20 protein-coding genes and 1 pseudogene are annotated in these 20,789 nt (G+C 61.9%); 9 read left to right on the top strand and 12 right to left on the bottom strand.

Annotated features, from left to right (window positions below; all coding sequences use genetic code 11):
• Positions 1–656 precede the first annotated feature (656 nt).
• The 3 genes and pseudogenes from NKH36_RS11695 to scpB all read right to left on the bottom strand — a co-directional run.
• On the bottom strand, positions 657–3,839 hold the full coding sequence (locus NKH36_RS11695; RefSeq protein ID WP_352962055.1) for an efflux RND transporter permease subunit: 3,183 nt from the start codon (positions 3,837–3,839) through the stop codon (positions 657–659).
• Positions 3,836–5,047: an efflux RND transporter periplasmic adaptor subunit gene (locus tag NKH36_RS11690; RefSeq protein ID WP_352962053.1), complete on the bottom strand. Its 1,212-nt coding sequence runs from the start codon at positions 5,045–5,047 to the stop codon at positions 3,836–3,838. Before NKH36_RS11690 ends, NKH36_RS11695 begins: the two co-directional genes overlap by 4 nt.
• A gap of 365 nt (positions 5,048–5,412) precedes the next feature.
• Positions 5,413–5,751 (bottom strand): annotated as a pseudogene (scpB, locus tag NKH36_RS11685) (SMC-Scp complex subunit ScpB); the annotation flags it as partial.
• Between scpB and NKH36_RS11680 the strand changes: the two are divergent.
• Complete coding sequence (locus NKH36_RS11680) at positions 5,729–6,031, top strand: hypothetical protein (protein WP_352962097.1); 303 nt, start codon at positions 5,729–5,731, stop codon at positions 6,029–6,031. The pseudogene scpB and the gene NKH36_RS11680 overlap by 23 nt on opposite strands.
• Before the next feature lie 241 nt (positions 6,032–6,272).
• Positions 6,273–7,778 carry an Ig-like domain-containing protein gene (locus NKH36_RS11675; RefSeq protein WP_352962050.1) on the top strand — a complete coding sequence of 502 codons (1,506 nt, stop codon included), beginning with the start codon at positions 6,273–6,275 and terminating at the stop codon, positions 7,776–7,778.
• Positions 7,779–8,019: 241 nt separating this feature from the next.
• Here NKH36_RS11675 and NKH36_RS11670 read toward each other — a convergent pair whose 3' ends face one another.
• Positions 8,020–8,271 (bottom strand): DUF6074 family protein, encoded by a 252-nt coding sequence (locus NKH36_RS11670; RefSeq protein ID WP_352962048.1) that lies wholly within the window; start codon positions 8,269–8,271, stop codon positions 8,020–8,022.
• A gap of 266 nt (positions 8,272–8,537) precedes the next feature.
• Positions 8,538–9,407: a LysR family transcriptional regulator gene (locus NKH36_RS11665; protein ID WP_352962045.1), complete on the bottom strand. Its 870-nt coding sequence runs from the start codon at positions 9,405–9,407 to the stop codon at positions 8,538–8,540.
• Between the two features lie 221 nt (positions 9,408–9,628).
• Here NKH36_RS11665 and NKH36_RS11660 point away from each other — a divergent pair, with 221 nt between their 5' ends.
• Both NKH36_RS11660 and NKH36_RS11655 read left to right on the top strand, forming a co-directional pair.
• Positions 9,629–9,784, top strand: a complete 156-nt coding sequence (locus NKH36_RS11660; RefSeq protein ID WP_352962042.1) for a YjiS-like domain-containing protein — start codon at positions 9,629–9,631, stop codon at positions 9,782–9,784.
• 17 nt (positions 9,785–9,801) lie between these two features.
• Entirely contained in the window at positions 9,802–10,041 is a 240-nt protein-coding gene (locus tag NKH36_RS11655; RefSeq protein WP_352962040.1) for a hypothetical protein, read from the top strand.
• Positions 10,042–10,043: 2 nt separating this feature from the next.
• Here the strand turns inward: NKH36_RS11655 and NKH36_RS11650 are convergent, their stop codons facing one another.
• The 7 genes from NKH36_RS11650 to NKH36_RS11620 form a co-directional block, all read right to left on the bottom strand.
• Positions 10,044–11,093 (bottom strand): 3-carboxy-cis,cis-muconate cycloisomerase, encoded by a 1,050-nt coding sequence (locus NKH36_RS11650; protein ID WP_352962037.1) that lies wholly within the window; start codon positions 11,091–11,093, stop codon positions 10,044–10,046.
• Positions 11,090–11,704: a protocatechuate 3,4-dioxygenase subunit alpha gene (pcaG, locus tag NKH36_RS11645; protein ID WP_352962034.1), complete on the bottom strand. Its 615-nt coding sequence runs from the start codon at positions 11,702–11,704 to the stop codon at positions 11,090–11,092. Before pcaG ends, NKH36_RS11650 begins: the two co-directional genes overlap by 4 nt.
• A complete protein-coding gene (gene pcaH, locus NKH36_RS11640; RefSeq protein WP_352962031.1) occupies positions 11,704–12,462 on the bottom strand; it encodes a protocatechuate 3,4-dioxygenase subunit beta in 759 nt (252 codons plus the stop codon). Before pcaH ends, pcaG begins: the two co-directional genes overlap by 1 nt.
• Positions 12,459–12,863 (bottom strand): 4-carboxymuconolactone decarboxylase, encoded by a 405-nt coding sequence (pcaC, locus tag NKH36_RS11635; RefSeq protein WP_352962029.1) that lies wholly within the window; start codon positions 12,861–12,863, stop codon positions 12,459–12,461. The genes pcaH and pcaC overlap by 4 nt, the downstream gene beginning before the upstream one ends.
• The gene (pcaD, locus tag NKH36_RS11630; protein WP_352962092.1) at positions 12,860–13,660 is read right to left on the bottom strand and encodes a 3-oxoadipate enol-lactonase; all 801 of its coding nucleotides are present in this window, start codon (positions 13,658–13,660) and stop codon (positions 12,860–12,862) included. The genes pcaC and pcaD overlap by 4 nt, the downstream gene beginning before the upstream one ends.
• Positions 13,661–13,665: 5 nt before the next feature.
• Positions 13,666–15,558 carry a bifunctional sugar phosphate isomerase/epimerase/4-hydroxyphenylpyruvate dioxygenase family protein gene (locus NKH36_RS11625; protein WP_352962026.1) on the bottom strand — a complete coding sequence of 631 codons (1,893 nt, stop codon included), beginning with the start codon at positions 15,556–15,558 and terminating at the stop codon, positions 13,666–13,668.
• 86 nt (positions 15,559–15,644) lie between these two features.
• Complete coding sequence (locus NKH36_RS11620) at positions 15,645–16,331, bottom strand: TetR/AcrR family transcriptional regulator (RefSeq protein ID WP_352962024.1); 687 nt, start codon at positions 16,329–16,331, stop codon at positions 15,645–15,647.
• A gap of 102 nt (positions 16,332–16,433) precedes the next feature.
• On the opposite strand from NKH36_RS11620, the gene NKH36_RS11615 reads away from it, so the two are divergent.
• The 5 genes from NKH36_RS11615 to NKH36_RS11595 all read left to right on the top strand — a co-directional run bounded on the left by NKH36_RS11615 (position 16,434) and on the right by NKH36_RS11595 (position 20,780).
• The gene (locus tag NKH36_RS11615) at positions 16,434–17,417 is read left to right on the top strand and encodes a shikimate dehydrogenase (protein ID WP_352962021.1); all 984 of its coding nucleotides are present in this window, start codon (positions 16,434–16,436) and stop codon (positions 17,415–17,417) included.
• Between the two features lie 48 nt (positions 17,418–17,465).
• On the top strand, positions 17,466–18,452 hold the full coding sequence (dctP, locus tag NKH36_RS11610) for a TRAP transporter substrate-binding protein DctP (RefSeq protein WP_352962018.1): 987 nt from the start codon (positions 17,466–17,468) through the stop codon (positions 18,450–18,452).
• Positions 18,453–18,524: 72 nt separating this feature from the next.
• Positions 18,525–19,043, top strand: a complete 519-nt coding sequence (locus NKH36_RS11605) for a TRAP transporter small permease (RefSeq protein WP_352962016.1) — start codon at positions 18,525–18,527, stop codon at positions 19,041–19,043.
• Entirely contained in the window at positions 19,040–20,341 is a 1,302-nt protein-coding gene (locus tag NKH36_RS11600) for a TRAP transporter large permease (protein WP_352962013.1), read from the top strand. Before NKH36_RS11605 ends, NKH36_RS11600 begins: the two co-directional genes overlap by 4 nt.
• Positions 20,342–20,345: 4 nt before the next feature.
• On the top strand, positions 20,346–20,780 hold the full coding sequence (locus NKH36_RS11595; RefSeq protein WP_352962011.1) for a type II 3-dehydroquinate dehydratase: 435 nt from the start codon (positions 20,346–20,348) through the stop codon (positions 20,778–20,780).
• Positions 20,781–20,789: the final 9 nt, after the last annotated feature.

Raw genomic sequence — 20,789 nt, 5'->3', positions numbered from 1 at the left:
AGCGACTCCCGTTAGCGCGAACGGCCGCTTTGGAGAGGTGCCGGGAACGTCCGGTCATGGCGCTACCGCGACCTTTCTCAGGAAGGCTGCACACCGACGCGATCTTCCTTTCGCCTTGCGCAAACCTCCCTTCCGAGTGAGGCGTTCAGTGCGTCGGCTTGGTGGACTGAGGTACTTCTGAGTGGGACAACAACATCGAAAAACATTGGAAAAGATTTGAATACTCTGAAGTCCCACTGATCTCTAATCAATTGATTTTTATGGCTTTCTGAATACCCTCCGGGCCCACCATTGTCGCTCAATATCAATAATTTGTGGCCGACGTCTATCTAAAGTGGGTCACTTGAGCTCCGCTATACCCGCCGTATTCAGATTGAATGTTGTCGCCTGACCACGATCCAAGGGCAGGAGAAGCGATCTTGTGCCTGTTTCTATCTCCTGTTCGTCGGTCGGCCGACGACCCCAGCGGCGATCGGCTCGATGCGCTTTTCTGCGCGATCCAGACGGCCTGGGCGTGGACGAGGCGAAGCGAGCGATACGGCACGCCGGAACATCTCGATCCGCTCGAGGGATGGATCGCCGATCCATCCCTCCGCGAGATCCAGGAACCCGCCGGTCGGGCTCAGCCTGAACCCGGCACCTCATCGGCTCGGCGTCTACTCGGCTGCGTCGCTCTCGGAAGCCAGGGTCGGGCCGGCTTCAGGCCGCCTGCGCCGGAATGTCCTGCGCAGAGCAACGTAGAAGACCGGCGTCAGGAAGAGGCCGAACAACGTCACGCCCAGCATGCCGGAGAACACGGCCGTGCCGAGCGATTGGCGCATTTCCGCGCCAGGCCCGCTGGCGATCACTAGCGGCACCACGCCCAGGATGAAGGCGAATGCCGTCATCAGGATCGGCCGCAGCCGCAGCCGGCAGGCCTCGACAGCCGCCTCGACGGCGTCAAGGCCGCGCTCCTCACCTTGGCGCGCGAACTCGACGATCAGGATCGCGTTCTTCGCCGCCAGGCCGATGAGCACGATCAGCCCGATCTGCACGAGGATGTTGTTGTCGAGACCGCGGATGGCGACGCCCAAGAGGGCGGCCAGCACGCTGAGCGGGACGATAAGTACGATGGCGAAGGGCGTAATCCAGCTTTCGTATAGCGCGGCGAGCGCCAGAAAGACGAACAGAACCGACAGGCCGAAGATGAAGACCGCCGTGTTGCCGGTCTGCCGCTCCTGGAAGGCGAGTTCAGTCCATTCGAAGGAAGTGCCCTGCGGCAGCGATTCGGCTGCGATCCCCTCCATCAGGTCGAGCGCCGTGCCGGTGGCGACGCCCGGCGCTGCATTGCCCTGAAGCGGCACGGAGACATACATGTTGTAGCGTTGCACGAGCGAGGGACCGGTGACGTCGCGGATCTCGACCAGTGTGCCGAGCGGCACCAGGTCGCCGGCCGCCGAGCGCACCTTCAGCTTCAATATGTCGTCGCGATCGATGCGGAAAGCCTGGTCGGCTTGCGCCCGCACCTGGTAGACGCGACCGAAGGCATTGAAATCGTTGACATAGGCGGTGCCTAGATTGATTGACAGCGTCTCGAAGATGTTGGGGATCGGCACGTTCAGCATGCGCGCCTTGTCGCGGTCGATCGCCAGAAAGAATTGCGGGCTGGAGGCCGAGAAGGTGGTGAAGACGCCCATCAACCCGGGCGTCTGGTTGGCCTTGCCGGCGATTTCGTTGGCCAGCGCCAGAATCGGCCGCATGTCGGCACTGTTGCGCTCCTGGAGCATCATCTTGAAGCCGCCGGAGTTGCCGATGCCCCGCACTGGCGGCGGCGGCAGCGCGATGATGAAGGCCTCCTGGATGCTTTGCAGGCTGCCAAACAGCGTGCCGATGATCTTGTCGGAAGTATCGCCGCTCTCGAGCCGTTCCTCGAAGCTCTTGAATGGCGCGAAGATCACGCCGGAATTGCTGGCGTTGGTGAATGTCGCGCCGTTGAATCCTGCGAAGGCGACGGCGTTGGCGACACCCGGCGTCTCGCGGATGATATCCGACGCCTTCTGGATGATTGCGTCCGTTCGGGCGAGCGAAGAGCCCTCCGGCAATTGCACGACGACGATCGCATAACCCTGGTCCATGTTCGGGATGAAGCCGCGCGGCACCGTCTGCAGCATGTGATAGGTCGCGTAGAGCAGGCCTGCGAAGACGAGCAGCATGGCGGCAAGCGCCAGAGTCGTGCCGACCAGTCTGTGCACCAGCCACGCATAGCCGTCCGCCATCCTGTCGAACCCGTTGTTGAACCCGTTCGCCAGAGCGCGGCCGATCCTTGCCAGGAAGAAGTTCGAATGTCTCTCTATGTGGGGCTTGAAAAGCACGCCAGCGAGAGCCGGCGAAAGCGTCAGCGAGTTGAATGCGGAGATCGCGGTGGAGACCGCGATGGTGATGGCGAACTGCAGGTAGAACTGGCCGGAAATCCCGGGAATGAAAGCCGCCGGAACGAAGACGGAGATCAGCACCAGCGAGATCGCGAGGACCGCGTTTCCCACTTCATCCATGGTCTTGTGCGCAGCGGCGCGCGGAGCGAGCCCCAGCCGGATGTTCCGCTCGATATTTTCCACAACCACGATGGCGTCGTCGACAACGATGCCGACCGCCAGCACCAGCCCGAACAGAGTGAGCATGTTGAGCGAGAAGCCGAAGGCGAGCAGCACGGCAAGCGTGCCGATCAGCGAGACCGGTATCGCCACGATCGGCACGATCGCCATGCGCCACGACTGCAGGAACACGATGATGACGATCACCACCAGCAGGATCGCCTCGGCGATGGTGACATAGACCTCGTTGATAGATTCGGCGATGAACTCGGTCGGATTGTAGATGATCTCGTAGGCCAGCCCCTCCGGGAAATCCTCCGAAAGCTCCGCGATGGTCTCCTGGATTTCTTCCGCCGAGGCCAAGGCATTGGTGCCCGGCCGCTGGAAGATGCCGAGCGCCACCGCTGCCTTGTTGTTGAGATAGGAATTGGTGACGTAGTCCCTGGCGCCGAGCTCTATGCGCGCCACGTCCTGCAGGGAGATCAAGCGGCCGTCCTCAGTCGACTTGACTATGACGTAGCGGAAGTCGCGCGCTTCTTCGAAGCGCCCTTGCGTGGTGACCGTATACTGGAAGGCCGAGCCGTCGCCAATCGGCGGCGCGCCGATCGAGCCGCCCGACACCTGGACGTTCTGGTCGCGCAGCGCCTGGACTACGTCGCCTGCGGTCATGCCGTAGGCGGACAGCTTTTCCGGGTCGAGCCAGACGCGCAGCGAATATTCGCGCTCGCCGAAGATCTGCACGTCGCCGACGCCGTCCAGTCTCAGCAGGACGTCGCGCACGCGCGAACGCGCATAATTCGAGACGTAGAGCTGATCATATGTGTCGTCGGGCGACAGCATATGGATGACCATCATCAGGTCGGGCGAACTTTTCGCCGTGGTGATGCCGAGCCGGCGCACCTCTTCCGGCAGGCGCGCTTCGGCGATCGAGACGCGGTTCTGGACCAGCACCTGCGCCGCGTCGAGATCGGTGCCGGGGCGGAAGGTGATGGTGAGCGACATCGAGCCTTCGCCGGAGGAATAGGACGACATGTAGAGCATGTGCTCGACGCCGTTGATTTCCTGTTCGATCGGCGTCGCCACGGTCGCGGCGACCGTCTCGGCGTCGGCGCCCGGATAGGAGGCGCGCACCACGATGGTCGGTGGCGCGATTTCGGGATATTGGGCGACCGGAAGCTGCGTATAGGCGATGCCGCCGACGAGCACGAGCACGATCGACAGCACCACGGCGAAGATCGGGCGGCTGACGAAGAAATGGGCGAAGTTCATTGCGTCTGCCCTTCGGCTTCAACCTTGGGCGGCAACGTGGTCATCTCGGACTTGACGGTGACGCCCGGCCGCACTCGCACCAGCCCGTTGATTACCACGGTCTCTTCGCCGGTGAGGCCCTCGCGGATAACGCGATAGCCGTCGATGCGCGGGCCGGTGCGGACCGGCTTGGCCGAGATCAGGCCTGCCTCGTCGACAACGAAGACGATGCGGCGGTTCTGGTCGGCGCCGATCGCCTCGTCAGGCAGAAGCACGCCCGGATGCGGCAGCGAGCCGGGCACGTTGATGCGGCCGAACATGCCCGGCTGCAGCACGCCGTCCTTGTTGTCGAAGCGCGCCCTGGCCCGCATCGTGCCGGTAGCTTCGTCCAGACGGTTCTCGGCGAAGTCGAGCTTGCCCTTGAACGTCGCTTCATCACGGTCGGCGACACGGACGACAACATCGACGCCGCCGGCGCCCTCCTGCATGACGCCGCCGCGCTCGCGGGCGTCGCGCGCATAAGCGAAGTAGGTCCGCTCATCGATGTCGAAATAGAAGTCGATCGGGTCGATCGAGACGATGGTGGTCAGCACGGTCTGGTCGGCCTGCACCAGATTGCCCGGCGAGATGAGCCGGCGGTCGACCCGGCCGGAAAACGGCGCCTTGATCTCGGTGAATTCGAGATCGAGACTTGCGTTTTCAAGTGCCGCCTCCGCGCCGTCCAGTTGCGCTTGGGCGGCGAGATATTCGCGGCGGCGGTCGTCCAGTGTCGAAACCGGTATGTTGCCTTCGCGCGACAGGGTCTCGGCGCGCTCGAACTGCATCTTGCTGAATTCGACCAGGGTCTTGGCCGAGTCGACCTGCGCCTGCGCCTGGTTCAGCGCCGCCTTGAACGGCCGCTGGTCGATGGTGAACAGGAGGTCGCCCTGCTTGACCAGCGTACCGTCCTGGAAATGGACCTGGTCGAGATAGCCGCCGACGCGGGAGCGCAGCGAAACCTGGTCGACGGCTTCGAAACGGCCGACGAACTCATCGTCCTCGACGATATCGCGCACCAGCGGCTTGGCTACCGTGACGACGGGCGCGGGAGGCGCTTCCTGCGCCTGTGCGGCCGGGGCCGTGAGCAAGCCGATCGCCGCGAAGGCCGCGGCGGCGAGCCATTTTGCAGGGACGTTTCTGCTGGAGGGGGCGGTCAGAGAAACATGGCGGAGGCGTGCAGTGTGAACCATGGTTACCCCTCGTAATCGGCCCTTCATGCAAAGTCCGTAACATCTAGGCAGCGCGTGTGCCGCACAAATCAATTTTTTGAACTGACCACCACAACCGACAGCTTGCTATAGAACAAACATCGAACATCATCAACCTTGACAAGGAAGCGGCTAACCGGGGAGCGCGAACGCACATCTCGCGTTTATCCGCTGCGTAGGCATCGCCATGCGCTCGAGCTAAAGCGGATCTGACGAGCCATGGCGCATCCCGACGTGCGGCGGTTCTGTCGGGAGGAACAGAGCCGCTCTCGCATAGAGGTCTTCCGACCTGCTTCTCATTCTGACGAGCGGCGAGGTCGCCTGGGTTCTCCGGCCCTAAATGGGGATCATCTATTCGTCGAGCGCGATGCTCGCACCACTATCGTCGATATCTTCAATCCCGGCATGATGTCACCAGCCAGCAGCTTCTCCTTCGACAGCAGCCCGGCATCTTCAAGCGCCTCGAAATCCCGCAGCGTGTCGAGGCCGAACTCCAGCAGGAATTCTTTTGTCGTAACGTAGGTGTATGGCGCGCCTGGCGTCAGGCTGCGCGGGCCCGAAGCGATCAGCTTCGCCCCGCGCAGATGGCCGATCAGATCGCGAGAAATCTCCTTCCCGAAGAAGGACGACAGTTCGGCGCGCGTAATCGGCTGAAAGTAAGCGATGCACATCAGCACCAGCACGTCCCCACAAGCGGCGTGCTGCGAATTCAATGGCAAGACGTGTCATGGTGCCAAGGTCCCACCGGTGTACTATGTCGACCCCAGCTACTTTGCCGATGTCCGTGACCTGATGTACCAAGTCTTGAGGTCGGACTGGACCTCTGTTCTGGCCACAGAACTGCTGAAAACGTCACGCGTCAGGATCATAAAGCAGGCACGCATTCAACGTGGCCTGATGATGACGGTCGTGTCTTTCATCATGCTGGGAGGCGAGCAGTTTTTGCGCGTCGCCGTCGTTCAATGAGAAAGTGTAGCGGGACGAAGTCCCGGAGAATGGTGAAGGCCACCCGAGTTTTGTCGGCGGAAAGCCCCGCTCCTCCATCCAATCAGACAGTTGGGCATGATCACTCCGCGCCCGAGAAACAGAATTAACCACATTCGAAGAAGGCGAAGGCGGTTGGGTTTGTCACCGATCCGTCTTGGGTAACATGTTACTGTTGGAATTGGGGGCATCCGCAGCACGTCCAGGCGCAAAGGCAAGGAAGATGCCGACCTTAAGCAATGGCAGTGAACTCATCGTATGGAACGAACCCGAGAATCCCAATCCGACCCCTGACGCGGTCCTCTTCAGTATTACGGAAACAGACGGCGACGTAATCGGACCGATAGGCGCAAAGCCGGATTTCCCTTTCGGTGGGGTCGAACTGGCTTCGGTCGATGTCTTCGACGGCTTTTTCACCATCACCAGCTTCAGCCACGAGGGCAGGACCGAAACCTGGACGACAGTGGAAACGCAGGTCTTCGACAACGAAGGCAATTTTCTCCGCACCCTGTCCGACCAGGCGGCCTTCCAGTCGGTCCGGATCGTCTCGATCAGCGCCGACAGCCCCGACGACCTCACGGTGACATGGATCGGGGCGAACGAATATTTCGGCGGCGAAAACACCCAATACGGTCAGCACCAGATCATCTTGAAAGGGGGCGTGCTTCAGTCCGACACCTTCGTTAATCACGCGCCCATCGTTGCCGACCTGGACTTGTCGATTTCGCAGGCGCAATCTCTCGACGACGTCAAGTTCAGCGCGACAGATGCCGACTACGATCTCTTGAACTTTATCGTCTTGGACGGGCCGGACAGCGGCACCCTGGAGCAGGAGACGAGTTTCGACGGTAACCACTACCCGTTTCACCAGGGTCATTATGGGACAACCCTGCACTATCATGCGGATTTTCTGAGCGGAAACCTGTTCGACTACACACCGGAGGCCGGCTTCATCGGCACCGACAGCTTTACGGTTTACGCTACGGACGGCCAGGGTAACAGCAATGTGGCGACGATTACGATCACAGTCACTTCGCCGGCCGAATCCATTACCCTGACCGACGTCAAAAATATCGCGAGCTACGCAAGCCATGATCATGCCGTGCTCGTCGCCGCGCTGGGCGGGGGCGACCGCATCAGCGGCACCCCGTTCAACGATACGCTCGACGGTGGTGCCGGCCACGACCAGCTGTTCGGCGGCGCGGGCGCGGACGACATCATTGGAGGCGCGGGCACCGATTGGCTGAAGGGCGGCGCTGGCGATGACGAGATCAGCGGTGGTGAGGGCGCAGATGGCGTCCGCGGTGACACTGGCGACGACGTCCTCGACGGCGGCGCCGGCTCCGACGACATGCGAGGTGGTGCTGGCGACGACATTCTCAATGGCGGCGCCGGCCGCGACCGGCTGGCCGGCGAGGGGGGCAGGGATGTCTTCGTGTTCGACGCACTTGGGCCGGCGAACTACGACAGGATAGGAGACTTCAATGCCCTCGACGATGTGTTCTGGCTGGACAGCTCCGCATTCGTCGGGCTGTCGGCCGGCTCGCTTTCCGCTGCGGTTTTCGTCGTCGGCAAGCACGCCATCGATGACAACGACCACATCATTTACGACAAGGAGACCGGCGATCTGCTGTTCGATGTGGACGGGGCAGGAGGGGCGGCGACTGTTAAGTTTGCCGCCCTGGACCCGAGCACATTCCTCACAGTGGACGACTTCTTCGTGTTATAGGCGCGCATGATGGGGCGCAGCTAAATAGACCGGGCGTGATCGCGCCCATGCGCAGGATTTCCTCCCCGTTGCGCAGTAAAAGGCGTCAGGGCTCATCCGAGCCTTCATGACCCGACCGGCTGGTCTGCAACGGTGAGGATTTCGACGAACCGCGCCGATCTTTTCATCCGTATTGAGAAACCTTGCATTTGACGGATGCAGTGGTGCCACGCGGCAATCCATCGTCGTGAGCCAGCCGATGCTATTGTGCCAGTTTCGCCGCACTGCGGGTGGTTATATAATCCAAGACAGCATGAAGAAGCTTTCCGACTTCCTGTTCGGCCAGCCCGGGTGCAATTCCTGATTCGGATAGTTGAACGAGAATTGCCTTGGCGGTGTTGCGCCAGAAGGCGTTCGCGTCCTCCCCGTTCTTGGACTCCAGGACCAGGGCGATCCCTTCGACCAATTTCCGCCGCCGATGCAGCGGAAATGCGCTTATGTTTGAATCGCACATCGATCACCTCACTCCTTCAGTCTCGCGAATAAGCATTGGCGGGTTAGAAAATTTGGTTAACAGCGCTCTTTTTGATGGTGGTCAGCAATGGAACAAAGCGTCCGCTGGACTCGATGGTCGGTGCCGCGAATAGCGGCTGGACGCAGCGGCATGGCGAGTTCGAGTCCCTGTTGAGGTATTACGGCCTAGGCCTGACGGCGCGGGAGTTCGGCCAGTGCATGAGTGCCAGCATGCGGCTCAGCTGGCGGCCGATCGACGCCTGAGGCTTACCGGATCGGCGTCTCGCCGCGAAACAGCGGCTGGTGCGCCCGCATCAAGGCGGTAATCCGGTCGGCGACTTTTCGTACCGGCGGGGAGTGACGTTCCTCGTGATGGGTGACGATCCATTGTTCGGTTTCGAGTTCGGGGATAGGCAGAGCAACGCGAACCAGCCGCGGATCGCAGTCACCGACGAAGCACGGAAAGATCGAAAGGCCGGCGCCGGCGGCCACCAGTTCGCGCACCGAATGGGTGTTGTTGCCGCGCACGGCGATGCGGTCGCCGTGATGGGCACGCAGCCAGCGCGCCGAGGCAATGTTTGCCCCTTCGCCGGTGACGCCGACGAACAACCCGGCGGCGATGCCGTTGATCAGGTGGCGTCCGGAATAAATGGCGTAGGCGACCTTGCCGCTCTGACGGCCGGCCAGCCACTGCTCGGTCGGGCGCTCGCTGCGGATGCCGATGTCGGCGGCACGGCGGCCGATGTCGACGCGGTCGGTGGTGGTGACGAGCTCCACCCTTATGCCGTCATCGACCGTCCAGATCTCGCCGATATGGGCGGAAACGAAGGCTGAGGTCCATGGCCCGGCCGAGACGCGGACAATGCGGTCGGGCAGGTTCCCCTCGCGCCAGCGGGTCAGCGACTGCATTGCTGCCTCGACATCTTCGGCGCGCCGCAGCAGTTCTTCACCGACCGGGGTCAGCCGGTAGCCTGTCTGCTGACGCACGAACAGCGGTTCGCCGATCTGCTTTTCGAGCGCGGCGACGCGTCGTCCAAGGGTGGCTGCGCTGAGGCGCGTGGTTCCCGTCGCTGCGCTCAAGCCACCCAGCCGCGCAACGTCGAGAAACAACCTCAGATCGTCCCAGTCGATATCCATTTTGCAGAAATGAAAAACTCCTTGCGACCGTGGCAGTAGCGCGAAGCGGGCGTCACGCGCAAGTATGCAGTCATTGAAGGCGTTGGACATTCCTGCTTGGAGCGACGGTGACAGCGCCTCGGCTGGCCAAGAAGCCAGCGCAATCGTTTGGATCGCGCAGATGCTTTGCGCTTTCGACCAACCCAAGCGCGCGGGCATTCGGCGCGCCAAAGGAGACGATCATGTTCCATAAACTTCGACGCCGTTTCGCCCGCTGGCTTGCCTATCGCCAGACGCTTGCGAGCTTGAGGCAGGCCCCAGACAGCACACTGGCGGATGCTGGCATTTCTCGCGAAGAGATCCGCGAGGATGCCCGCCACGCCAGCCTGCGTCGTTGAGATAATGGAGGCGGGGCATGCAGATAATGGAGCTTTGGGATGGCCGCTCGGTACCGCGCATCGGGATCGGCACCTGGGCGGCGGGTGGCGCCGCGCGCTGGCGTGATACCGCGATCATCTATGGCGAGGTCGATAACATCCGGTCGCAAGCCGCTGGCGATGGCGCGCGGGTGTTCGACACGGCTGCCGCCTATGGTGCCGGCTTAGCGCAGCGTCAGGGCCTGAGACAGCGTGCGATCACCGCATTGACTCAGTAAACTTAGCCTCCGATTGCCGCTATGGTTCGGACCAGCCTGTCCGCGACACAGGTCGATGCTCCAGCCGCCATGAGCATCTGCGGCAAGATCAACCATTCCAGCGTCCAGGTTGCACCAGAGCGCTCTTGCTCATGGATCAGCGCATGATGCATTCCCGACAATTGGACTGCGTTGTAGCGGGCAAGCGTCACCAGCATCTCGGCGTCGACGGGATTGCGCTTGTGCGCCATGGCGGACGATGAACCGCCGCCCGCCAGTTGGAGCTCGTCGCCTGCCTGCGCCATCAGCGCAATGTCCTGCCCGAACTTGCCGAGGCCGCCCGTCACGAGCGACAGCCAGTTGGTCAGTTCAGCGATGCGGTCGCGCTGGCTGTGCCATTGCGGCGCGTCGCCGAGGCTCAGCCGCTCGGCCAGCGCGGCACGGACGGCGGCGCCCTTGTCTGCGAACTTCTCGAGTGTCCCGACGGCGCCGCCGAACTGGATGACGAGAACCGATCCTCGCACCGATTGAAGTCGCTCGTGGTGGCGCACCAGCGGTTCGCGCCAGCTTGCGACGCGGTCGGCGACGGAAATCGGGATCGCTGCCTGCATTCGGGTTCGGGCCATCAGCGGGCGATCGCCAAACCGGTGGCCGAGATCGGCGAAGGCGACCACCAGAGCCGAAAGCCGTTCTTCCAATAGGTCGATACAGGCGCGAATTCTCAGGATCATGGCCGTGTCGGTCACGTCCTGGCTGGTCGCACCGAAATGCACATGCTCCGAATGCGGCTCTCCCACAGCATGCCTGATCTGCCGCACGAGCTCCGGCACCATGACGCCGTCGCGCTCCGTTCCGTCCCTCAGGGCCTGGATTTCCGGCCGGAAGTTGTCGAGGACGCGCCCGATTGCCCTTGCTGCAGCCGCCGGGACGATGCCGAGTGCACCTTCTGCATCGGCGAGCGCTTTCTCGAATTGCAGCATCGTCGCAAGTTCGGCCTCGACGCCGAGCAGCGTCGCCATTTTCTCATCGCCGAGAAGCCCGGACAGGAGGGGATTGTCGAATGCTGCGATCATATGTCGAAGAAGACCGTCTCGTTGATGCCCTGGAGATGAATGTCGAACTTATAGATGTCGCCATCGCGCGGCGCGACCAGCGTCGACACGCGCTCCCTTTGCTCAATGCGCATCAGGACGGGATCCTCGGCGTTAGCCGTTTCCTCGTCGCTGAAATACATGCGGGTGTGAAGGCCAATGTTGATTCCACGCGCGACGATCCAGACCGTCAAATGCGGCGCCATCTTGCGGCCGTCAAAAAAGGGCGCTCGACCGGGTTTGATGGTCTCGAACATACATTCGCCCGTCGTCATGTCGGTGGGCAGCCGGCCCCAGCCGGTAAAATTCGGGTCAGCGGAGCCGCGCAGATCCGAGGGCGAATTGTAGATGCCGGCCGCGTCCGCCTGCCAGATCTCCACAAGCGCGTCTTTCAGCGGCGAGCCGGCGCCGTCGATCACCCGGATATTGACCCTGATGCGTTCGCCCCTGGTCTTGTCGTTGACCATCGCGGTGCCAAGGTCGCGTTCATAGACGCCCGAGATACCGGCAAAGTTGGGCGTCAGCCCTATATGGACGTAGGGTCCCGCGGTCTGCGAGGCGCTTTCCTTCAGGCGGCTGAGACCCTGGACCATCAGTTGCCCTCGATGCGGTTTTCGAACAGCGTCGGGCGGCGACCGCGCAGTACAATGTCGAATTTGTATGCCCGCGCATCCATCGGTATCGTTGCCTCCATGTCGAGCGCGGCGGTGAGGCCTTCAATAGCGCGGCGGTCGTTGATGGTCCGCACGATCGGGCACCTCCAGATCATCGGGTCGCCCTCGAAATACATCTGGGTGATCAAGCGCTGCGCGAAGCCGTGCCCGAAGATCGAGAAATGGATGTGAGCTGGACGCCAGTCGTTGGGTCCGTTGGGCCAGGGATATGGCCCCGGCTGGATCGTACGGAAACAATAGGAGCCATCCTCGCCAGTGATGGTGCGGCCGCAGCCGCCGAAGTTCGGATCGAGCGGCGCGAGATAGGTTTCCTTCTTGTGTCGGTAGCGTCCGCCCGCGTTGGCCTGCCACACCTCCAGCAGCGTGCCGGCGACGCCGATACCGCGCTCGTCGAGGACGCGGCCATAGACAAGGATGCGCGGCCCGATCGCGCTTTCGCCCGGCCCGGCAAAATTGTGTATGAGGTCATTGTCCAGTTCACCGAGAATATTGTGGCCGAAGACCGGCCCCGTAAGCTCCGACAGGGTGTTGTCGAGGGAAAGAAGCGCCCGTTGCGGCGAGCGCAGCACGGAAGTCTTGTAGGCTGGCGTGAAGGCCGGCGGATGCCAGTTGCGGTCGCGCTGAAAGAAGGCGCCGATTTCCGGCGTGCGGTTGGCGGGAACGCGCGAGCTGGTCATGATTTGCCGGCCTGAGCGTCCATTTCGTCGAACGTCTTCCTGGCGATCTTCATCGCGTGATTTGCCGCCGGTAAGCCGGCATAGATTGCCACATGCAGCAGCGCCTCGCGTATGTCGTCGCGCGTCGCCCCGGTGTTGACGCTGGCGCGGATATGCATCGCGACCTCTTCATCCTGCTTCAGCGCGGCGAGCAGCGCGATGGTGAGCATGGAACGCTCGCGCCTGGTGATGTTCGGCCGAGACCAGACGTGGCTCCATGCAGCCTCCGTGATCAGTTCCTGGAAAGGAATGTCGAATTCGGTCTTGGCCGCCTCTGCGCGGTCGACATGGGCATCACCCAGGACAGAACGCCGCGCCGCCATCCCTTCGACGTGTCGGGCGCCGTGTTGTTGCTTGCTCATTTGCGCTCTCTTCGCATGTCGGTCAGGAAGCCACGGATCAGCCCGGCGAGCCTTTCCGGCTGCTCGACGCATGGGATGTGGCCCGCACCGGCGATGACTTCGAAGCCTGCGGCGGGGATCGAGCGGGCCAGCGCTTCGACCAGTTCCGGCGGCGTCGATCCGTCCTGATCGCCGACAATGCAGAGTGTCGGCACTTTGATCGCGGCGGTCGTAGCGGTGAAATCGGCGTCGCGGATAGCCGCGCAGGCAGCAGCGTAGCCGGCCGGATCCTGGCGCGTCAGCATCGTTTTATACCCTGCCAGTTCCTCGCCGCGATTCTTATGGAAATTCGGCGTGAACCATTTTCGCATCACGTCGTCGGCAAAGCTCGCGATGCCCTCCGACAGGGCCGCGTTGATGCGCCCGTTCCACATCTCGGCAGTACCGATTTTCGCTGCCGTATCGCAAAGGATCAACCCCTCGATCAAATCTGGCCGAGTCTTGTAAAGGCATTGCGCAATGACGCCGCCGATCGAAAGGCCGCAGATCACCGCGCGCCTTACGCCAAGATGGTCGAGCAGCCCTGCAAGGTCCCTCGCATGAGTCTCGATTGTTTGCGGCGCGTCACCCAGTTCGCTCAGACCGTGTCCGCGCTTGTCAAACGCAACGAACGTACAATCGTCGGCGAGCCTTCGCTCGACCTCGTTCCAGATGCGCATATCCGTGCCGAGCGAGTTCGCGAAGACGACCGTCGGCCTGCCTGCTGTGGGACGATGCCGATAGTGGATCGTCGCGCCGTTGATGCAAGCAAAGTTCATAGCGGTCATATCTTTGGCATTCCTTTGGGCCGCATCAATCGTTTTTGCGCGGCGATGCGGAATGGTGCGTTCGGCGCACCATATCCTGCATACGCGCCGCGCCGTTCAACGAACTCGATAATGAACCCCTCTCCGAATGTCGGCGCATAGAGCTGGAAAAATTCGCCGTTGTCGTCGCGGTCATAAAGGATATTGGCTGAGCGTAACCGATCGGCGACCTCCGGATCCAAGCCGAAGCGCGCTTCTACGTCGTCGTAGTAGTTCATCGATATCTGAAGTGGTTCGAAGCCGTTGGCCTGCAGCTTCGCCGCCGTCGCAAAGATGTCATCCGTCGCGAGTGCCAGATGCTGGACGCCGGAACCAAAGGTTTCGGCGATGAAATGGCCGGCCAGCGTGCGGTGACTCTCGGCGCCATTCAGCGTGAGGCGGAACCGCTTGTCCAGACCTTCGATCACCTGGCTGCGCACGAGGCCGGCCGGGTCGACGATGTCGACCATGGGGGTCTTGGTCGTCCTGAAGATCGAGACATAGAACAGCAGCCAACTCGGCATCTCCTCCTGTGCCATGGTCTGCCCGACATGATCGATGTGGGTGAGGCCGACGCCATTGCCGGAACTTGCCGGCATGACCGGCGTGAACTCTATGTCCCAGACCTTCGCCAGGTCGGTCTTGGCGTCGAGGAAGTAGATCAGCCCGCCACCGACGCCGCGGATCGCCGGGATCGACAACTCGCCGGGCCCGACCCGCTGGTGAAAGATCTCCGCGCCCAGTGCCTCGGCGCGCGCGACCGTGGCGGCGGCGTCCTCGACCTTCAGGCCCATCGCGTATGCCGACGTGCCATGGACAACAAAGGAAGAATGGGCAAAGCCCTGCCGCTCGGTGTTGATGACAATATTGATCTCGCTCTGGCGGTAGAGCGTGACCTCCTTCGAGACGTGCCGACCGGCCTTGACAAAGCCGAGCATGCGCAACAGCGATCCAAGCTGTTCGGCGTCCTGGCGATCGGCCGCGAACTCGATGAACTCGACCCCTCCAACCCCGATGCGGTCGGGCATGGGCGGGATGGCCATGTCAAGTGCCGGTTCTTCACGCCGCACCTGATCCATCAACCATACGAGCGAACGCCGTCCGTCGACGGAGATCGCCTTTGCCGACCCGCCACGGAACTGGTCGTTGAAAATCTCGAGCGACAGATAGCCGTCATAGCCGGTTGCCGCGACCGCCTGCATGAACTGTCGCACCGGCAGATCACCTTCGCCTGGCATGTTGCGGAAGTGCCGGCTCCAATAGAGCAAGTCCATTTCGATCAGCGGCGCGTCGGCGAGTTGGACAATGAAGATCTTGTCCGCGGGTATCGAACGGATGGAGCCGAGTTCAATCCTGCGGGCCAGCGTGTGGAAGGACTCGAGAACCAGCCCGACGTTCGGATGGTCAGTCCTGCGCACGATTTCCCACGCATCGCGATGATCGTTGACGTGACGCCCCCAGGCCAATGCCTCGTAGCCGACGCGCAGACCGCGCTTGGCGGCGCGCTCGCCAAGCTCGTGAAAATCCTTGGCCGCCCGGTCGATCCCGCCAAGCGAGACCGGCGACACCGACGAGCATACCAGCATCAGGTCGGTGCCGAGTTCCTGCATGACGTCGAACTTGCGCTCGGCACGATCAAAGGCGCGGTTGCGCTGCGGCTCCGGCAAACCCTCGAAGTCCCTGAACGGCTGGAAGAGCGTTATGGTCAGACCTGTGTCACCAGCCATTCGGCCGACGTCGCGCGGTGAGCCGTCAAAGGCGAGGAAATCGTTCTCGAAGATTTCAGCGCCGTCGAAGCCGGCGGCGGAAATTGCCGCGAATTTCTCCGCCAGGTCACCGGCGATCGACACCGTCGCGATCGAAGTCTTCAAACGCGCCTCCTCCCTGGTTCGTTGTGAACGAACCAGTTCGTACATAGACTAAGGCAACGCTGGCAGCACCGCAAGTTTCGGCGCGCTCAGCATTCTGCGGGAGCTTCGTCCTTCGCGACAAAACGCAACAGCATCTCCACGCTGTTGCGTTTGAGCCGCTCGAGTTGTGCCGGCGCGCCGAAGTCGCGTCCGAAGATCATCGAAAAGGTGGTGCGATTGGAAACGTTGAAGAAGCACAGCGCGCTTACCTGCCAATGGAGTTCGACCGCGTCGAGTCCCGGCCGGAAGACCCCCTCTTCGACACCGCGTGAATAGATGCGAGAGATATGGTCGATCGCAGTCACGTTCAGTTCGCGGATCGCATCCGATTGTTCGAGGTATTGGCCGTGATGGATGTTCTCGATCATCACCATGCGGATGAATTCCTCGTGTCGGTGATGGTGGTCGAACGTGAACTCCACTAGGCGTGCCAGTGCCGCCACGGGGGGCAGACCTTCGATATCAAGTTGAGCCTCGCCCTCGCGCACTTGGCGATACGCGTTCTCGAGCGCGCGCAGGTAGAGGCCTTCCTTATCGCCGAAGTAGTAGTAGATCATGCGTTTGCTGAAGCGCGTGCGCGCTGCAATCTCGTCTATGCGCGCGCCCGACAAGCCGTTCAGTGCAAACTCCCTGGATGCGATCTCCAGGATGTTGCGGCGCGTGCCCTCAGGGTCCTGGATACGCGTCGTGCTCGCGTCCGGCTTCGGTTTTCGTTCTTTCTTGATAACGGCCATGCAGTTCGAGTTCCCGCCCCGGCGCAGCCGGCATTTGACTAAACTAACCAGTTAGTACATCATTCGCAAATCGCGACGGACTCATTTACCGGCGCGTTTGGCGTGAACACAAGGGCGATCCAGGAATTGCCGCATTTGGGCTGGGAGGCGGCGCGCGACAGGGAGGAATTTCGGGAGATGGGCGACAGCCTTGTCGACCTCCTTTGCCGTCTTGCGGACGAGCATAAGGGCGCCGCCAGCGGCGACAGCGAAAAGGTCGTGATTGGCCTCGTCGGACGCGGCATTCAGTCCTCGCGCACTCCCGGCATGCACGAGCGTGAAGCCCGGCGCCTCGGCATCGGCTATTCGTATCTTTTGCTCGATTTCGACAGGCTCGAATTTCCGGACGCGGCGATCGGCGACTTGATCGCGGCGGCGCAAATTGCCGGCTTTCAGGGCCTCAACGTCACTCATCCGTTTAAACAGGCTGTCATTCCCGTCCTGGATGCGTTGTCGCCGGAAGCGCGCGCGATAGGCGCGGTGAATACGGTCGTGTTCGCTGGCGGACGCAAGGAAGGCCACAACACCGACGGCTGGGGTTTCGCGCAGAGTTTTCGCGAGGCGATGACAGGCGCATCGATGGGCTGCGTCGCAATGTTCGGCGCCGGCGGAGCGGGCGCCGCAGTCGCAAACGCGCTGATGGAAATGGGCGTTGGCCGGCTGTTCGTCGTCGACAGCCAACCCGATCGCGCCTCGGACCTGGCGTCGCGCATGGGCGCCTTGTTCGGCGGCCGCGTCGAAGCATGGCCGGATCCGGCCGCAGCGGTGCGCATGGCAAACGGCATCGTCAACACGACCCCGGTGGGCATGGCGAAATACCCCGGCACACCATTCGACGCGGCCCTTCTGAGAGCCGAACAATGGGTCGCCGACATAATCTATTTCCCGACCGAAACAGAGCTGTTGCGCGCTGCCCGCACGATCGGCTGCAGAACGCTGCCTGGCATCGGCATGGCGATCTACCAGGCCGTCCGAGCTTTCGAACTCTTCACTGGACGCAAGGCCGACCGCCGCGCCATGGCGGATCACTTCGAGGCCGCGGCATGAAGGCAATGACGCCTATAATTGTATGAAGACCACAGGGAGGAAATCGACATGAAAGCTGAAATGAACCGACGCCTGTTTATGGTCGCCGCTGGCGCACTCGCCGCCGGGACCGCCGTTCCTGCATTCGCGCAGGACAAACCGAAGCTGCGTTTCTCGGCTGTTTTCTCGGAACAGGACATCCGGGCCGAGATGATGAAAATGTTCGCCGACGCCATCAAGGACGACTTTGCCTTCGAGGGTTACTACGGCGGCAACCTGTTCAAGCAGGGCACCGAACTTGTCGCCATCCAACGCGGCAACCTCGAAATGGGCAACGTTGCCCCGCAGGACATCTCCAAGCAGATTCCGGCATGGTCTATCGTCACCGCCGGCTACCTGTTCCGCGACGCCGCGCACCTGAAGGCGTTCTTTGCCAGCGATGCCGGTGCGGAGCTGAAGAAGATGACCGAGGACCAGCTCGGCGTGAGGGTGCTTGGTCCCACCTATTTCGGCCTGCGCCAGGTCGGCCTGAAGCCAGACAAGGAAATCAAGACTCCCGGCGACATGGCCGGCATCAAGCTGCGTATGCCGGGGGGCGACGCCTGGCAATTCCTCGGCCAGGCGCTCGGCGCGAACCCTACGCCCATGGCATACGCCGAGGTCTATACCGGCCTGCAGACAGGCGCGATCGACGGGCAGGACAACCCGTTGCCCAACGTGGAGAACATGAAGTTCTACGAGGTCATGTCGCAGATCGTCCTCACCTCGCACCTTGTCGGTTTCGACCTTCTCAGCATCTCGAAGAAGGTGTGGGAGGAGATGGGGGCCGAGAAGCAGGCAAAGGTCCAGGCCGCGGCGGACAAGGCGATCGACTTCTCGACAGAAAAACACCTGACGCGCGAGAAGGAACTCGTTGAAACATTCAAGGGCAAAGGCTTGAAGATCTACGAGCCCGATGTCGCTGCATTCCGCAAGCATGTGCAGGAGCAATATCTTGCCTCCGACCTGGCCAAGGAATGGCCGGCCGGGATGGTCGACAAGATCAACGCGCTTTGACGCGACAAAACTCGCCGGCAGGTCCGCTTGTGACCGGCCGGCCTCAACTTGTTTGGCCGCCAGGGAGGCATTATGAACCCGGGATTGAGAAAGGTCGGCGGCTGGCTCTACCGGCGCGCCGAGAACGCCATCGCCACCGCAATCGGCGCCATGTTCGCCGCGTTTCTGCTGCAGGTTGCTTTTCGCTACCTTCTCAACTGGCCGACCGGCTGGAGCAACGAGCTCACCGTCGTACTCTGGATCTGGGTTGTGCTGTTCGGCGCAGCGTTCGTCGTTCGTGAAGAAGAGGAAATCCGTTTTGATCTCCTCTACGCCGCAGTCGGTCCGGACATAAGGCGAGTAATGACGCTCGCCTTCGCGATCGCTCTCGTCGCGCTCTATGGCTGGTCCTTTCCGGCCGTCTTCGACTACGTGACGTTCATGAAGGTCGAGAGCACCGCCTACCTCAAGATACGCTTCGACTGGCTGTTCTCGATCTATCTCGTCTTCGTGGTCGCCGTAATCGCCCGCTACCTGTGGCTCGCGTGGCGTGCTCTGCGCGGCGAAGCACCGGCGGAATTTGACCCCACGAAAGCGAGCTCCGGCGTATGAACCTCGCGAGTCCCTTTTCGCTGTCAGTCGTTGCGATCACAGCGCTGGCCTTGCTTGGCCTGCCGATCGGTCACTCGATGATCGCCGGGTCGATCCTTTATCTCTGGCTTGCAGGGCTCGACATGGGCACCTCCGCCGAGCAGCTGCTCAACGGGCTCTACACAAGCTACATTCTGCTAGCCGTGCCGATGTTCATTCTCGCCGCGGAGTTAATGAACGCCGGAACAATGACCGACCGGCTGCTGCAATTCTGCAACGCTGTCGTCGGCCGTTTCCGCGGCGGCCTGGCGCAGGTCAACGTACTGCAGTCGATCATCTTCGCCGGCATGTCCGGCTCGGCCATCGCCGACGCCGCGGGCACCGGCAAGATGATGCAGCAACTCATGACCAAGGATGGCAAGTACCCGGCGAGCTATGCCGCTGCGCTGACAGCCGTCACCTCCGTCATCGGCCCGATCATTCCTCCGTCAATTCCGCTGGTCATCTACGCGCTAATCTCGGATGCATCCATCGGCTACCTCTTCATTGCGGGTATCGTGCCGGGCCTTCTTCTCGCCCTGTCGCAGATGATCATCGTCGCCATCGACGCGCGCCGGAAGAACTTTCCGGTCGAGAAGCCGGTGCCGCTCAGGGAATTTCCGGGGATCACCTTGCGCGCATTTCCGGCGCTGATGCTGCCGGTCGTTCTGCTGGTCGGCATAAGGGGCGGCGTGATGACCCCGACCGAGGCTGCGGCGGTCGCCGCCGGCTACGCGCTGCTCATCTCGGTCGCGATCTATCGCAGCGTGACGCCGGGTCAACTCTACCATGCGCTTCTCAACAGCGCCCGCACCACCGCCTCGATCGGCATGCTCATCGCCGGCGCCCTGGTGTTCAACTACGTTGTCACGGTTGAGAACATTCCGCAGTCCCTGTCGGTGATCCTGCAGTCCTGGGATCTTTCGCCGATGGGTTTCCTGATCCTCGTCAACATCCTGCTGCTGCTACTGGGCTGCGTGCTGGAGGGGACGACTATCCTGCTGGTAATCGTGCCGGTGCTGATTCCGACGGCGAAGGTGCTCGGCGTCGACATGGTGCATTTCGGCGTAATGGTCGTCGTCAACATCATGCTCGGGCTCGTCACCCCGCCCTACGGCTTGCTGCTGTTCATCATGACCCGTATCGCAGAGGTGCCGCTGCGCGACCTGGTGCACGACGTAATGCCGTTTCTCTACGCCATGATTGCCGCCCTGATGCTGATCACCTTCTTCCCATCGCTGGTGCTGTGGCTGCCGCGCCTGCTGGGCTATCAAGGATAGGACCATGACCAAGCCAATCTTCGTTCTCAACGGCCCAAATCTCAACCGGCTCGGCATGCGCGAGCCGGAGATCTATGGGAGGACGACACTCGCAGAAATCGAGGGGATGTGCCGTGACGCCGCCGGCGACCATCCGATCCGTTTTCACCAGTCGAACATTGAGGGCGAAATCGTCAACTGGGTCCATGAGGCGATCGACGAAGGCGCGGGCATTCTGATCAACCCCGCGGGTTTGAGCTTCATTTCGATTCCGGTGCTTGACGCGCTCAAAATGTTTCCGGGCCCGATCGTCGAACTGCATATCTCGAACATCCATCGCCGCGAGGAGATCTATCATCGGTCGCTGGTATCGAAGGTCGCCACCGGCGTGATCGCTGGGCTTGGCGCCAAGGGGTATCCGCTCGCGATCCGCTGGCTCATGGACCAGGGCGACCGATAGTGTATCGCC

Origin of the sequence: Mesorhizobium sp. M1312, from assembly GCF_040318115.1 — a bacterium.
GTDB lineage: Bacteria > Pseudomonadota > Alphaproteobacteria > Rhizobiales > Rhizobiaceae > Mesorhizobium.
This window is presented reverse-complemented; position numbering and strand designations above follow the sequence as displayed.

Bases quoted from the DNA above. Each gene is read 5' to 3' on its own strand.
- NKH36_RS11695 (WP_352962055.1), bottom strand. From the start codon at position 3,839: ATGAACTTCGCCCATTTCTTCGTCAGCCGCCCGATCTTCGCCGTGGTG.
- NKH36_RS11690 (WP_352962053.1), bottom strand. From the start codon at position 5,047: ATGGTTCACACTGCACGCCTCCGCCATGTTTCTCTGACCGCCCCCTCC.
- NKH36_RS11680 (WP_352962097.1), top strand. From the start codon at position 5,729: ATGCACATCAGCACCAGCACGTCCCCACAAGCGGCGTGCTGCGAATTC.
- NKH36_RS11675 (WP_352962050.1), top strand. From the start codon at position 6,273: ATGCCGACCTTAAGCAATGGCAGTGAACTCATCGTATGGAACGAACCC.
- NKH36_RS11670 (WP_352962048.1), bottom strand. From the start codon at position 8,271: ATGTGCGATTCAAACATAAGCGCATTTCCGCTGCATCGGCGGCGGAAA.
- NKH36_RS11665 (WP_352962045.1), bottom strand. From the start codon at position 9,407: ATGGATATCGACTGGGACGATCTGAGGTTGTTTCTCGACGTTGCGCGG.
- NKH36_RS11660 (WP_352962042.1), top strand. From the start codon at position 9,629: ATGTTCCATAAACTTCGACGCCGTTTCGCCCGCTGGCTTGCCTATCGC.
- NKH36_RS11655 (WP_352962040.1), top strand. From the start codon at position 9,802: ATGCAGATAATGGAGCTTTGGGATGGCCGCTCGGTACCGCGCATCGGG.
- NKH36_RS11650 (WP_352962037.1), bottom strand. From the start codon at position 11,093: ATGATCGCAGCATTCGACAATCCCCTCCTGTCCGGGCTTCTCGGCGAT.
- pcaG (WP_352962034.1), bottom strand. From the start codon at position 11,704: ATGGTCCAGGGTCTCAGCCGCCTGAAGGAAAGCGCCTCGCAGACCGCG.
- pcaH (WP_352962031.1), bottom strand. From the start codon at position 12,462: ATGACCAGCTCGCGCGTTCCCGCCAACCGCACGCCGGAAATCGGCGCC.
- pcaC (WP_352962029.1), bottom strand. From the start codon at position 12,863: ATGAGCAAGCAACAACACGGCGCCCGACACGTCGAAGGGATGGCGGCG.
- pcaD (WP_352962092.1), bottom strand. From the start codon at position 13,660: ATGAACTTTGCTTGCATCAACGGCGCGACGATCCACTATCGGCATCGT.
- NKH36_RS11620 (WP_352962024.1), bottom strand. From the start codon at position 16,331: ATGGCCGTTATCAAGAAAGAACGAAAACCGAAGCCGGACGCGAGCACG.
- dctP (WP_352962018.1), top strand. From the start codon at position 17,466: ATGAAAGCTGAAATGAACCGACGCCTGTTTATGGTCGCCGCTGGCGCA.
- NKH36_RS11605 (WP_352962016.1), top strand. From the start codon at position 18,525: ATGAACCCGGGATTGAGAAAGGTCGGCGGCTGGCTCTACCGGCGCGCC.
- NKH36_RS11600 (WP_352962013.1), top strand. From the start codon at position 19,040: ATGAACCTCGCGAGTCCCTTTTCGCTGTCAGTCGTTGCGATCACAGCG.
- NKH36_RS11595 (WP_352962011.1), top strand. From the start codon at position 20,346: ATGACCAAGCCAATCTTCGTTCTCAACGGCCCAAATCTCAACCGGCTC.